The sequence below is a fragment of the Paenibacillus xylanilyticus genome, from assembly GCF_047246825.1.
GTDB classification, from domain to species: domain Bacteria; phylum Bacillota; class Bacilli; order Paenibacillales; family Paenibacillaceae; genus Paenibacillus; species Paenibacillus xylanilyticus_B.
This window is the reverse complement of record NZ_JBFOLB010000001.1, coordinates 331306-344946: the sequence shown is the minus strand read 5'-3', so window position 1 is coordinate 344946 and position 13641 is coordinate 331306. Positions and strand designations below refer to the sequence as shown.

Annotated in this window: 8 protein-coding genes; 3 read left to right on the top strand and 5 right to left on the bottom strand. The window is 45.2% G+C overall.

Going from position 1 to position 13641, the window contains the following annotated elements:
* A complete protein-coding gene (locus AB3N00_RS01470) occupies window positions 1–354 on the top strand; it encodes a winged helix-turn-helix transcriptional regulator (RefSeq protein WP_413032963.1) in 354 nt (117 codons plus the stop codon).
* A gap of 246 nt (window positions 355–600) precedes the next feature.
* Window positions 601–1104 (top strand): DedA family protein, encoded by a 504-nt coding sequence (locus AB3N00_RS01465; RefSeq protein ID WP_413032962.1) that lies wholly within the window; start codon window positions 601–603, stop codon window positions 1102–1104.
* Window positions 1105–1154: 50 nt separating this feature from the next.
* Here AB3N00_RS01465 and AB3N00_RS01460 read toward each other — a convergent pair whose 3' ends face one another.
* Both AB3N00_RS01460 and AB3N00_RS01455 read right to left on the bottom strand, forming a co-directional pair.
* On the bottom strand, window positions 1155–2135 hold the full coding sequence (locus AB3N00_RS01460; protein WP_413032961.1) for an alpha/beta hydrolase: 981 nt from the start codon (window positions 2133–2135) through the stop codon (window positions 1155–1157).
* A 50-nt stretch (window positions 2136–2185) separates the two neighbouring features.
* Window positions 2186–3019 (bottom strand): AraC family transcriptional regulator N-terminal domain-containing protein, encoded by an 834-nt coding sequence (locus tag AB3N00_RS01455; RefSeq protein WP_413035163.1) that lies wholly within the window; start codon window positions 3017–3019, stop codon window positions 2186–2188.
* Between the two features lie 262 nt (window positions 3020–3281).
* On the opposite strand from AB3N00_RS01455, the gene AB3N00_RS01450 reads away from it, so the two are divergent.
* Window positions 3282–4043: an SDR family oxidoreductase gene (locus tag AB3N00_RS01450; RefSeq protein WP_413032960.1), complete on the top strand. Its 762-nt coding sequence runs from the start codon at window positions 3282–3284 to the stop codon at window positions 4041–4043.
* Between the two features lie 210 nt (window positions 4044–4253).
* Here the strand turns inward: AB3N00_RS01450 and AB3N00_RS01445 are convergent, their stop codons facing one another.
* The 3 genes from AB3N00_RS01445 to AB3N00_RS01435 all read right to left on the bottom strand — a co-directional run bounded on the left by AB3N00_RS01445 (window position 4254) and on the right by AB3N00_RS01435 (window position 13403).
* On the bottom strand, window positions 4254–6755 hold the full coding sequence (locus AB3N00_RS01445) for an FAD-dependent oxidoreductase (RefSeq protein ID WP_413032959.1): 2502 nt from the start codon (window positions 6753–6755) through the stop codon (window positions 4254–4256).
* The gene (locus AB3N00_RS01440) at window positions 6752–7066 is read right to left on the bottom strand and encodes an ArsR/SmtB family transcription factor (RefSeq protein WP_413032958.1); all 315 of its coding nucleotides are present in this window, start codon (window positions 7064–7066) and stop codon (window positions 6752–6754) included. Before AB3N00_RS01440 ends, AB3N00_RS01445 begins: the two co-directional genes overlap by 4 nt.
* Window positions 7067–7304: 238 nt before the next feature.
* Complete coding sequence (locus AB3N00_RS01435) at window positions 7305–13403, bottom strand: S-layer homology domain-containing protein (RefSeq protein ID WP_413032957.1); 6099 nt, start codon at window positions 13401–13403, stop codon at window positions 7305–7307.
* Between the last annotated feature and the right edge of the window lie 238 nt (window positions 13404–13641).

Here is a 13641-nt window from a genome sequence, read left to right as displayed (position 1 = left end):
ATGAGAGTTTGTAATGAAGGATTTGATCAAGAATTTATCGATGAAAAAAGGGAAATGTACGCGATCGCCTTTACTCAAAATGTCCTTTCAGGACGATGGAAATACTTTATACTATGGTATCTGAAAGGTGAAACACGCCGTTATACGGATATAAAAAAATTCCTTGGAGGTTTATCACAAGGCTCTCTCACCAAGCAGCTTAAAGAGTTGGAAAACGATGGCGTTATCAAGCGCGATGTGTATCCAGAAGTTCCTCCACGAGTAGAGTACTCGTTAACTAACAAGGGAAACAAACTGCTGCCGATCCTTGAGAAGATGGCGGACTTCGGTAAAGAATACGGAGAAAAGCCTTGATTTGTTGAGAGTTGTGCATGCCACTGAATGATATTATTATGAACATAGAGATAATAAAGTTAAAATCATATCACAGTAATGGATACGATCTTGCCAACACACATGTCGGCAAGACTTTTTTCGGGTGGAATGTAGATATAAGATCTCTTTACGAAGTTATCTTTAGATTTTCTTTAGAAATTTACTCATTAATTCCTTAGATTTATTCATTATGATTGCTATATCAACAAGAGAGGAGGTACATGAATGATCAGTACGACGATTACGGAGTTACTTCATCAGTATGGTTATCTGATTTTTTATTTTGCCTTCTCCCTGGGCCCTTTCGGAATTCCAATACCCAATGAGATCACAATTATCAGTGGTGCCATTTTGAGCCAGACAGGTGTCATCAATTCATGGATCACATATTTCTGTATCTTATCCGGACTATTAACGGCGATTACTATAGCTTATTTTGCAGGTAAGTTATTTGGGAAAAAAATAAGGCACACATTACAAGACAATAAACATATGATCAAGGCTGAACGGATTCTGAATAAACGCGGCAATTGGGCGATGTGTATCGGTTTGTTTATTCCCATTGTGCGATATGTGCTGCCTTTGGTGATTGGACTGAGTGGTATCAAGTTTAGGAGATTCGCTCTTATATCCTACTCCAGTGCTCTGTTATGGACCATAACTTATTTTACAGCTGGAACCTACTTTGGTTCCCCCATTTTATCTACACTTCAATTATTTCATAATTAATCGATTTCGATACCTGACTCCTAGCGATGATCATTATATGATCAAACCCTTTAAACATTCTGCTTAACAAAATAATGATCTACAGCATATTTAAAGGCATTGATATAAAATGCTGTCGCCCTTTTGCTCACTTCTGCGTTTGGGTTAATAATATCAAATCCATGATAACATCCCTTAAATATTTCGAATTCAACGGAAACCCCGGCTTTTCTTAAACGTTCCACATAGTGAATGGTTTCATCCCTGAAAGGTTCAATATCCCCGACAAAAGTGACCGTAGGCGGCAGATTGCTGTAGTCTGAAGCTCTGGCCGCCGCTGCATAAGGCGGAACCGCATCTTCAGCTAACGCCCCTAAATATAGTCTCCACGCCCATTTATTATAGTTCGAGTTCCAGATTGGGGCATTGTTATCTTTTGCTGATTCCGTATCATTTCTATTATCTATCATTGGATAAAGCGGCATTTGGAACGCGATCTTCACTTCTCCTTTATCTCTCGCATATAGCGTAAGCGCAGCCGTCAGACCTCCACCTGCACTTTCTCCGCCTACCATGAGTTGGTCGTCACGGATTCCAAGCTCTTTTGCCTGATTTTTCATCCAAAGCAGTGTGTCATAACAATCCTCCAGCGCAGCCGGATACTTCGCTTCTACGGATAAACGGTAATCCGGGGCGATAACCACACAGTTTTTGGCACGGATTAATCTTGTACAAGCATGAACAAATTGCTCTGGATTCCCCATTGCATACCCACCGCCATGAATCCAAAGGACCCCGGGAAGATCTTGAGGGTGATTAGGTCGATAAATGAGAATACGTATTTTAGAATCGCTATTATGACGGGGGATCCACATTTCGCTGCATGTAATGCCCTCAATGTCTTTTATTTTCCCCGCCGATTTGTCTGATCTTATTTTAAATTTGACCATCGACTCCACCCACTTTTCTTCGGAAGAGGATTTCAACAATAAGTCAATAAGTCTGCCTTTAAATCGTAATTGTTTATCAATCATTTTTTTGGTTACCTTCATAGAATATCCCCGCCCTGTTTTGAATTTTTAAATTAGCATGATTACCCAAATCAATTGAGTTCATATACGGAATCTCGGAGATGCTTGATATCGCTTATTGGGGGAAGTCCAAACAACCTGGCGTATTCCCTGTTGAACTGGGATGGACTCTCATAACCGACGCTAAAACCCGCATTTGCCGCTGAAAAGCCTTCTGTGAGAAGCAAACGTCGTGCCGTTTGCAATCGAATCGTCTTATGATACTGCAACGGACTCAATCCAGTTACACGCTTGAAGTGTTTGTGCAAGGACGTTACGCTCATGTTTACTTCTTTAGCCAGCTCATTAATAATGAGAGGTTTGGAGTAGTCTCGGTTAATATGTTGGATTGCCTTGGATATACCTTGCGCATAGCTGCCAATGACGGCAAATTGCTGAAGTAACATCCCCTGCTCGCTCTGCAGCACTCGATAAAAAATTTCCCGAATGTAGAGTGGGGCCAACATGGGAATATCGGCGGGACAATCAAGGAGTTTTACAAGCCGGATCACCGCCTCTAACATCGTTGGCGTGGACTGATTGACCATTATGCCCCGTCCCGTCTTTAAACTTTTCTTTTGATTCGATCTATTGACGATGTCCAGCAGAACGTCCGGATGAAGTATCAATTGCAGGCTCAAATAAGGAAGCTGCGTTGAAGCATTTGTAATTCTGCCGATCACGGGAAGATGCACGGATGACACCATATAGGAAGCTGAATCATAATGGTATGTTTCGCCAACCAACGTAGCTGTCTTCGATCCTTGAACAATGATGTATAGAGAGGGCATATTGATTGTATATGTCGGTTCCGATTGTTGGCTGGCACGTCTGAAATGTAGTTCGGGTATGGCAGTGGAATTCATACCTTCAACAGCAGAATGCCGCTCGATGAGACGAAGCAATTCTTGTTGAGGGGTTGTGATGGCATTCGTTTTGATGTGGTCGTTCACATGAATCACCGATCCTTATAAGGTCAATCTGATTCATCAATTGTATCTGGCAGGGCAGGATTAGGCAATAAAAGCGCATGAATGGTCTACCTCATATAACGTAGATTTAACTATACTTCACAGTGTAAGTGCAGCAGAGCACTAGCAAAACTCACTATGAAGGAAGGGTTCATCCATGAGCGAAGAACAATACAAAATACATTCAGGAATTCAAGGTAAAGTTGTTATCATTACCGGGGCTAGCAGCGGGATCGGAGAAGCAACGGCACTTCTGCTTGCCGCACGTGGAGCTAAAGTTGTACTTGGAGCACGCGGAATCGATCGACTTGAGAAACTTGCGGAACGAATTGTGAATCAGGGGGGTCAAGCGGTTTATGCAAGCATTGATGTGAAACGGCGTGAAGACTTAACCCGTCTTGTCGCGCTAGGTTGTGAAAAGTACGGCAAGATTGACGTATTTATTAACAATGCCGGAGTCATGCCGATCTCTCCCCTTGATGAATTAAGGATCGAAGATTGGGAAGCGATGATCGATGTAAACATGAAGGGCGTTCTGTACGGAATAGCCGCAGCGCTACCTCTTTTTCGTGAACAAGGATCGGGACATTTCGTGACCACCTCTTCCACCGCAGGACATAAGACTGTGCCCAATCAATCTGTTTATTCAGGAACAAAGTTCGCAGTTCGGGCCATTTCCGAGGGGCTTCGTCAGGAGGCCGGCAATCAAATGCGTGTAACCGTAATATCGCCTGGTATTGTGAAAACAAATTTCACTGAAAGTGTAACAAATAGCGAAGTAAGAGATAAACTCGCATCTATTCGGGACGAAATGGCAATGCCTCCGGATGCGGTTGCTCGTGCCATAGCATTTGCCATTGAGCAACCAGACGATATTGACGTAAACGAGATTGTAATCCGTCCCACTGCACAAGTCTAGGCCACAGCCGCAAAAATAGTGAATCATAGGGCAATATTCTTGTCTCTACACAACATTTTCAGGTATGGTTTGGTTTCTGTATGTAAGAAAAAGAAGATCATCCAACAGTACTTATCGTTGGATGGTCTTCTCTTCATTGTACTTTTAAGAATTTGTTCACCAGATGCCAGCATTCTTCAATGACGACTATTTGCTGCAGCTTCAATTTTTTTATATAAAAAGGTTATGATTTGCATGAGTAGCCTGGCCCAGGTAGTAACCCACACCACCAAGCTTAACACCATCCATTAATTCTTCGCGTTGAATCCCCATTAAATCCATGGACATCTGGCAGGCGACGATCTCAACTCCTTGGAAAGTTGCCGTTTGAATCAGTTCTTCCAGTGAAGGAACATTATTATTCTTCATAAGACCTCGGATAATTTTCGGCCCAATACCCAACATGTTCATTTTGGACATGCCAAGCTTGCGGCTACCACGTGGAAGCATCATATCAAACATACGACCGATTATGGTTTTGGTTACTGGCTGCGGCTCATGTTTACGAATAATATTCAATCCCCAGAATGTGAAAAACATCGTTACTTTGCGTCCACTTGCAGCTGCACCATTTGCAATAATCAGAGAAGCAATTGCTTTATCCAGATCTCCGCTGAAAATCACCATCGTGCTGGCAGGCTCAGTATTAGCAGTTTCCATCGCTGGAGATACTGGCTGTGTTGTTTTCTTGGCTACAATCGCCTCAATAATACCGCCCTTGCCACGCTCCAACTGCAGGAGCGGGGAACCAGACATCGTTGCCCAAGCTTTCACGTCTTCATAAAAACCCGGGTCCGAAGCTTTTATATGCAACGTCTGTCCATCCGTCAGTTCATCCATTTTCTGTTTGACTTGTATTAAGGGACCGGGACAACTCAAACCGCATACATCCAGTTCCTTATCAATATGCACTGGCTGTCCGGATGCCAGATTGGTCTCCCGAAACGAAACTCCTTTTACAGTAGGCACTTGCTCGCTATGATCCTGACCACCATCATGTTCACGGTTTACGGTAGAAAACGGGGCTGGCTTAAATTGAGCTTGACGGTATGTTTTATAGCCTCCACTCAAATTTTTGACGCTAAAGCCATGCTGACGCAAAATTTGCGAAGCCGTATACCCACGTAAACCGACCTGGCAGTATACCCAGATTTCTTTGGTGGAATCCAGTTCATTTAAACGCTGACGAAGCTCATCCACCGGAATGCTTACTGAACCCGGAATATTCCCATTACGATGTTCCAAGTCACTTCGTACATCAAGCAGTATGGATTGTTCCGGTTCGCGTGCAGACAACTGATCATAGGTGAAAGTTTTCACACGTCCGGCCAAGAGATTCTCCGCTGCATAGCCAACCATGTTAACAGGATCTTTCGCAGAAGAATAAGGCGGTGCATAACTCAGCTCAAGCTCCGTCAGATCGCTGACGTAACCACCAAAATGAATGGCTACGGCTATGTCATCAATCCGTTTGTCCACACCATCATATCCTACGGCCTGAGCGCCCAGAATTTTACCTTCCGGTGTAAACAGCAGTTTAAGCGTAATCGCACTCGAACCAGGATAATAAGATGCATGGGAAGCAGGATGCACGATGACCGTCCGATAATCAATACCAAGACGCTTTAATGTTTTTTCATTACTGCCGGTAGAGGCTCCTGTCATTCCAAACACTTTAATTATGGATGTCCCTTGTGTTCCTTTGTAAGTGGAATGTATTCCGGCAATTCGATCAGCAACGATTCGACCCTGTTTGTTGGCAGGCCCTGCAAGCGGAACAGCTGTCTTATGTCCATGAATGTAATCACTTACTTCGATGGCATCACCAACAGCATAAATATGCGGTACACTGCTTTCCAGCGCTTCGTTGACAATGATATGACCTCGTGTACCCAGGGAAATACCACTATCCTTCAGGAAAGAAGTATCCGGAGTGACGCCTATCGCAAGAATAACCATATCTGCGGACAAAACATCACCACTCGCAAGCTTAACACCAATGCCCTGTTCTTGTGCAAGAAAGCCCTGAACACGCTGGGAAAATAACAGGTTTATGCCATGCTGTTCCATTTCCTGTGCCAGTGCAGCTGCCAGTTCGGGATCAAACGGAGTGAGCAGCTGATCATTGCCCTCAACCAAAGTCACTTCAAGTCCTGCTTCCCTTAAATTTTCTGCCATTTCTACACCGATAAAGCCACCACCTATAACGATTGCCGAATCGTTGTTAGACGAATTTATTTGTTCTTTGATACGGTCAATATCTGGAATATTTCGCACGGTATAAATAAGTTCGTTATCCTTTCCCGGCAAATCGGGAATGATCGGACGTGCACCAGGTGACAGAATCAACTCATCATAACTTTCTTCATATTGACCGAGCTCATGGCTTTGTACCTGTACCGTGCGATTGTGCGGATCGACAGCTATAATCTCGCTCTTCGTTCGTACATCAATTCGAAAGCGATCTGCCATCCCCTTAGGGGTTTGTACCAGCAGACGCTCGCGGTCAGCGATCGTTCCGCCAATATAATAAGGTAAACCGCAATTGGCAAACGAGATATAAGATCCTTTTTCAAAGATGACAATTTCCGCATGTTCATCCAGACGCCGCAGGCGAGCCGCTGCAGATGCACCACCTGCAACGCCCCCAACAATCAATACTTTTCTATTCATGATTCACAATCTTCCTCTCCAAACAAAATAGTAACAATCTGTGCAATTCGTTGGTCGGCAAGCACATAATTTACTTCAAGGCCGTTGCGCTCGGTAGCGACAATACCCGTACTCCGCAGCTTCTGCAAGTGCTGAGATACGGTTGATTGCGGAAGATCCAGGCATTCCTGCATATAGGAAACATTACATTTCTTTTTTCGCATCAGCCCACGTACAATGCACAGGCGAATTGGGTGTGACAGAGCTTTAAGCAGATTTGCAGGCTCGTCGAACTGCTTTAGATCGCTACTTTCAAAAGCGGGAGTATCCATATTCATCTCTCCTAGAACGTTATATTAGAATATTACGATATAACGATATAGATGTCAAATATCGAATACTCTCTCTTTCCGCGCACCCCGCAAATCTGCGGAAGATTCAGCAGTTTCAATTCAAACCAAATAACCCCCACAGTCAGGGAGGTTATTTGGTTGGTTGTATGATTTTCTAAAGCGTAGTTGGAACCCTTACTTGATGGCTCACTTGCTTCCAAAACAGGATTTAAGTTGTTTAATTATTTATGAGCATATACACGATTTTAGCCATTTCTGCACGTGTGACTTTACTTTTTGGGTCAAACCGAAGATGAGCTTTGCCTGTCATCAATCCCAGTCCATTGACGTGCTCGACAGCTTCTTTTGCCCAAGAAGATACCTGGCTTTGATCCGAGAACGAAGATTTCACTATGTCTGCTTGTTTAACATCAAACAACACTTCGGAAGCTCTCATCAAAATCACGGCGGCCTCTTCCCGGCTGATGGAATCTTTTGGCCTGAAGAGATTACCGCTTCCTTGCACGATACCGAGTTTGGTTGCTTCGGCCACAGCTGCAGCATAATACGCGTCTGCGGAAACATCGGTATAACCCACTGTTTTTTCCGAAGAACTCAACCCTGCAGCACGCATAATCAGGGTAATGAAATCGCCCCGACTTACCTGCAAGGCAGGACCGTAATTCTCATTATCCATACCTTGGATGAGATGTTTCGCCACTAATGTATTGACGTAACGCTCTGCCCAAGAGTCTTTCATATCTTTGAACTGTTTATGATATTCCAGAATGGCGTATAGACCTGGATGGTCCGCCTCAAATGTCACAGTTCCGCTTCCGAAGCGACCGCCTTTATATTCAATTTCTTTCCCAAGCAGATAAACGCCAGCATACTCCGATTGAATCTGCTTTTGCTGTTCGGCCGTCAATGTCCGTTCAAGCATGACCGGACTACCGAATACCGTGACCTCCGTCTCGTTCTCTCCTTGGAGCATAAACATACGCAGCGATTGTCCAATCTCCGTGCGTGAATAATATTGTGACTCACTTAGACGGTCACTCAACAGCTGATTCATATCGTCATTCATTAAAGTAGTCATTCGCAGCAGCAGCTGATCCGCCACTCCCCATTGTTGCGGTATGGAGGCAGCTGGGAGCGTAACTTCTAATGTCGGTGTTGAAATCACGATTGAAAGTCCGCTTGTTTTCGCCTTTTTCACCGCTTCTGCAGGAAGATACACATCAAACTGCCCGTCCGGCTCTTGCTTGTCTTCAAGTGAAACGACTACTTTCCCGCCACTTGCTGAAGTAACGGCTTGCTCCATCTCATGTGAATCTGCACGATAGGTCCCATCGGAAGATGCACCAAGCGTAATTCGGCCGTTGCTGCTGCTAATCGCTGCTGGAGGATTTGACTCGTTGGAGCTATCCGTAGGAGTTCCCTGATTACCGGTTCCGTTACCTGTACCTCCTCCATTACCAGGTGTTTGTTCCCCCGGAGAAGAAGTCCCTGTATGGAACCCCCAAATATCAGATAGGGCACTTCCACTATATTTGTCTTCTGCTTTGGCGTACCACTGGTAGTAGCTCTCGTTTGAAAGCCGCTTCCAATCCACAGAAGCTTCTTGCCCACTCGCAACGTTAGCCTTAGAGCCTATTTCCTGTTCCGTGTAAACTTGTACCCCGATATAATCAGTGGCTACTCGCTTCGTTGTTGGTGCCAGACCAAGATCTAGGCTAAATTCGTCTTTGCCTTGTTCCGTCTCGGGATCGTAGTAATTGTAATCGTCGAGATAAGGCGAATACGTCTTGATATGAAGCTTATTGTTAGCCATGTCAAACTGCATAAGCCGTATATAGCCAAGTCCACCTTCTGCTGCTCCTTGATAGTCAGCCAGCATTTGATAGACGTTGCGGTCAGGAATACCGTCTCCGTTATCATCCAGCTGATCAACCTTAAGCTCTGCATCGTGATAGTGTCCGGATAGGGCAGCAATCACATTTTTGTTCGGTTTTACGACCTTCTCATAAATCTGGTCCGCAATCGGTGAACGGTTATTGGATACGAGCAGATATTCGTGCAAACAGAGAATCGCTTTGCGTTCCGGATACTTGGAGACGATCTCGTTCATCCATTCAATCTCTTCCTCTCCAAGCCCCCACCCCATGTAAACAATGACGAAATCATTACCGTTCGCTGAAACCAAATCATAATGTCCACGATTATTCTCGTATGACCCGCCAAATACCTGATTATTTTTGAATCTGTCCTCTCCAAAGTACTGCTGGAATTTGGCGTAATCGTTGTCCTGGTGTCCAACATCATGATTTCCTGCCAATACGCCGTACGGAATTGAAGCATCCTCAAGCACCTTCATGTTTTTGTCTGCTTCGATCCATTGGTATTCCTGATCCGCTTTGTCGACGACGTCCCCCGTATGAATAACATATTTGATGTTCATGTTTTCTTTTTGCCCGGCGATCCAGTTCACGATATTTTGATAGATTTGCGGATAGCTCTGGGAGTAATACTGCGTATCCGACATCCAAACAAACGAAAAATCGTACGGATCCTGTGACTCCGGAGTTGGTTTGCTGCCTGTGGTCTCAGCTTTTTCCACAAGTTCATCCTGCACCATAACCTGGATGATGTGATCATTCGCATAATCACCCGCTTTTACCACAGCTTTTAATTCAAAATCTTCTGTACCAGCAATAACTTGATCCAACTGATTCCACTTTTGCTCGCTCATGCTCCAGGCATACAAGCTTACTTTCCTGTCTTCAAGTGACTTGCCCTGCCATTCGATTTCGACACGATCCGTGCTTTTCACGGATGGATCAATCTTTACTTCAAAGCGCTGGTAAGGGAACTGCTCCACCGAGTCATTAACGAGATATGTTCCGTCGATTTCGGCGATCTTCCTGTAATCCTCTGCATTCATGGCCTTTTCTCCCGAAGGAGTCATTTCTTTAGGCGGCTCGGTAACGGAAGTGTTCATATAGCCCGTAAAGCCTTCGGCTCGGCTTCCATCGTATTTGTAACCTCTGTAAAATGTCACGTCCATATCGTCGTTGCTTGGGTCCTGAACTTTAACTGTCAGGTTGGCATCTGATCCAACATTCGTTTGATTTTGCTTGGGAGATACTAACTCCGGTGGAAGCGGGTTCTCATCGGGTATTTCAAAATTCACAGTTCTCTCCGCAACGTTGCCCACTTTATCTGTTGCCTGAATCTCCAGTGTGTGCTTTCCGGCCTGCATTTGCCCAGACGAGGTTCTCAGGGGCAGAACGATCTCCTTGCCGTCGAGCCTCACACTAACCTTGTCCACGCCAGCTATTGCATCGTTGATCTCAGCATCGATGTCGAAATCTCCACGGTATTCCTTCCCCTCTTCGACCGTCGGCGTGATTTCGGGAGCCGTATTATCCACCATGACTTTGGCCGTTACCTGATCTGCACCATCGGTTACGGCTACTTCATGAGTGCCATCCGGGATGTGGGTTGTGTCCCACGCATAGGCTTTAGCCTTCAAAAGTTCAGGCTTTAGGTCGAAATGAAAGCCAATCGATTCACTTTTCCCGGCAGAATCACCCATTTTGATCTGTTTCTCTTTTTCAGCGTAGGCCGGATCCCATATTTCAGTGCCGTCTGCCAAAAGCAACCGGACGTTTTTGACTTCAAAATCATCTTTGTTTTCCTCCGGACGTTCATCAAATGGCGAAGTTTTGGAACCTGCCCGTATATAGATCACATTGTCGCCCTTAACCAAACGTTCCGAATCGATTGGAAAGGACAACGTTGTGTATGTCGTAATGGGTTCCATGAACGTATAAAGAATGGATTTGTCTTCCAGCTCTGATGGTCCCATCGTTACAGCATTCTTAAAGTAATAATCGACGTTAACTGCTTCGAAAACGAAGTATGCATCATGCTCAAGTGCGGCAAAGGTATCATCTTCGGGTAAAACTTCTCCGTCAATACTGAGGGCAATGTCCGTGCCCGCCATTTGCGAGGTTCCTTTAATCGTGTAAACACCGTTAATAATATCCTGATCATTTACGTTCAGGCGAAGCGGTTCATCGCTTCCCCCTCCTGTCACGGATATGCTGGTTGTCTTTGTTCTCGATTCATTAACGCCATCAGAGGCGACGAAATAATACTCGATGGTTTTGCGTCCGATCAGATCAGCTGATGTCATTTTATAGTGGTACATCATATCATCGTAGTCTTCTGTCAAACGATGAGCCGTATATTCGGCCTGTTTGTCTGAACGAACGAATACCTCAACCGACGTCACCTCTCGGTCATCGCTGGCGTCGACGATTAGCTCCAATCCTTTGGATTGATCTGCCTCGGTCATGTTCGTCAAGTCCTGAACCGTTGGCGGAACTGCATCCAAATTGATATGAACCGGCTCTGAAGGGACCTGTTCGGGCAAGATGCTGCCTGGCGAGGGAGCTTGCACACCTGAACTTGATTTGATCATCATCGTGCTGCCGTTTACTGGGTAGGCGTAAGTGATCGCTTTATCTTCCTTAGTTTCATCGCCTTTGGTACCGTCTTCATACGCCTGGTCGGCATCATAATAGGCAGAAGAAATTTCCTTGCCGGTATTCGTTTTGATCACGAGGGCTCTGCGACCGGAGTTCGCCATCCCATCGCTCTGAATTGATTGCAGCGTAACATCGGGGATTAGGCTGGTTTGATAAAATTGATTGAAATCATTTTCGGTATAAGAAGCGTTGACGCTATTTTTAATCCAAAATACGACCGATTGCTGCGCAGGAATGACAAAATCGGGATGGACTGCTCCCCATTCCACGTCCGCGCTGGGTCCTTTGTCTGGATAACGGTAATACAGGCTATAGTTTTTAAAATTAACCGGTTGGTCCGTATTGTTATAAACCTCGATGTACTCATAGGCATCTGTAGACGTACCCGGAATATTCGTTGTATTTGGCACAAGTTCAGTAATAAGCAGCGTCGGTGCTTTGGACGGGTCGAACGCATCCATGTGTACCTGAGCCGAATAAGGGATGTCCAGGTTTCCTGCTTGTATTCGGTACTCGAGTTCCGGAGCAGTAAGCACGGAAGCCGGAATCGTTGCTGTATAATCGTCCGTGTTAGTTACATTCGTCATAGTCGTTACAGTGTAGCGATGTTGGGAAGGAGTTTTGTATAATAACTTAACTGCCGACTTGCTTCCATCCGGATTCGAACCCGGATTTTTAACCTGAGCCTTCACCTCAAAATCCTGAATCTCCAAGGGAACCGTTGGAACCGTATGCACAATTTCGGTTTGCGATCCCTCCTCCACAACTGGCGGAACCGCTTGTGCAGGATCAATCACGCCTGGCGTGGCAGGAATTCCCCCTGTATTCTCCATGAAGCTCATCTGTGTACTTCCGGCAGCAGGATGTTTGAAGAATATCCCCATATCCGCCTTGACGTGAGCCGGTTCGTAGGCAGCGGAAACGATGCTCTCATTGGTTTGGTTCTTGATTACAAGTGATCTGGGACTGCCGTTAGCCATGCCGCCTCCACCCTCAATGCGGAATAAGCGATCCCCTTCAATGAGGGTTGTCCCAAAATTTTCATTGAATTGCTCGGTCGTAAGGTGGTTGTTGCTTCCGTTCAAAATCCAGAATACGATCGGGCTCCGAGCAGGAACGATGATATCCGTACCCTCTTCTGTCTTCCACGTATCCTTGTTATTGTAGAAAAAGACATAGTCTTTGAAGTTTATGTCCTGATCCGTATTGTTATAGACCTCAACGAACTCGTACGCATCTGAACTAACATTTGGCACATTCGTCGTATCCGGTACCATCTCGGTAATTAGAAGCTCTGGCCCTGTGTTCTGCTGCATGGGCGACATAGATGGACGAATCCTCGTGGAGTATGATGTCGAATGAATGATCTTCCCTTCATAATCCATAATATCGATGGAATAGTTCAACTCACGGCCGACCAGTGCCTCTCCGGGAATGTCCCCTGCGTATGTACCTGGCTGCTGTTCTACTGGCCCGAGTTCAACGGGTGCAAACATTTGACCATCGACGGAAAAAGAGATGCGCCCGGTCAACAGCTGCTCTGTGCCATATACCGTGGCGGTAACCGTATAATTTTGCATTTCGGTAATCCAATCCGAAGTGGTGTGGTTTACCTGAACATTTACAGCTTGCTGAGTTTGTGTCTGTTCCCCGCTGTCTGTCAATGACACCGTTTCTGCGTGTACTGCAGGCAAGGAGGAAAATGGCATTCCCGTTGCCAGAATCATGCTGCTTAGCACAGCGATGGAAACACTTCGCTGAAATATCTTTCTTCTGTTCAATTTAACCCGCATCTCCTTTTATTCCATTTTGGTTTGCTCTAAGTGAACAAGCATTCTCTATCATAAAAGGTATTTGTTAGAAGAGTGTACTCGCAAAGTAAATGGAGAGTTAAGCCTACCTTATACTGGTCGACTATCCAAATCTTCAAATACTTTTATATTCGTGTAAAATTCAGGACGACTTTCTTCACTGCATAGTCAAAAAGCCCCTTCCGTCTTCCGGAGGGGCTGAATACTG

What these genes read in the sequence shown, in the direction of transcription:
- AB3N00_RS01460 (WP_413032961.1), bottom strand. Translation starts at nt 2,135, where the DNA reads ATGAAGGTAACCAAAAAAATGATTGATAAACAATTACGATTTAAAGGC.
- AB3N00_RS01470 (WP_413032963.1), top strand. Translation starts at nt 1, where the DNA reads ATGAGAGTTTGTAATGAAGGATTTGATCAAGAATTTATCGATGAAAAA.
- AB3N00_RS01445 (WP_413032959.1), bottom strand. Translation starts at nt 6,755, where the DNA reads ATGAATAGAAAAGTATTGATTGTTGGGGGCGTTGCAGGTGGTGCATCT.
- AB3N00_RS01465 (WP_413032962.1), top strand. Translation starts at nt 601, where the DNA reads ATGATCAGTACGACGATTACGGAGTTACTTCATCAGTATGGTTATCTG.
- AB3N00_RS01450 (WP_413032960.1), top strand. Translation starts at nt 3,282, where the DNA reads ATGAGCGAAGAACAATACAAAATACATTCAGGAATTCAAGGTAAAGTT.
- AB3N00_RS01455 (WP_413035163.1), bottom strand. Translation starts at nt 3,019, where the DNA reads ATGAATTCCACTGCCATACCCGAACTACATTTCAGACGTGCCAGCCAA.
- AB3N00_RS01440 (WP_413032958.1), bottom strand. Translation starts at nt 7,066, where the DNA reads ATGGATACTCCCGCTTTTGAAAGTAGCGATCTAAAGCAGTTCGACGAG.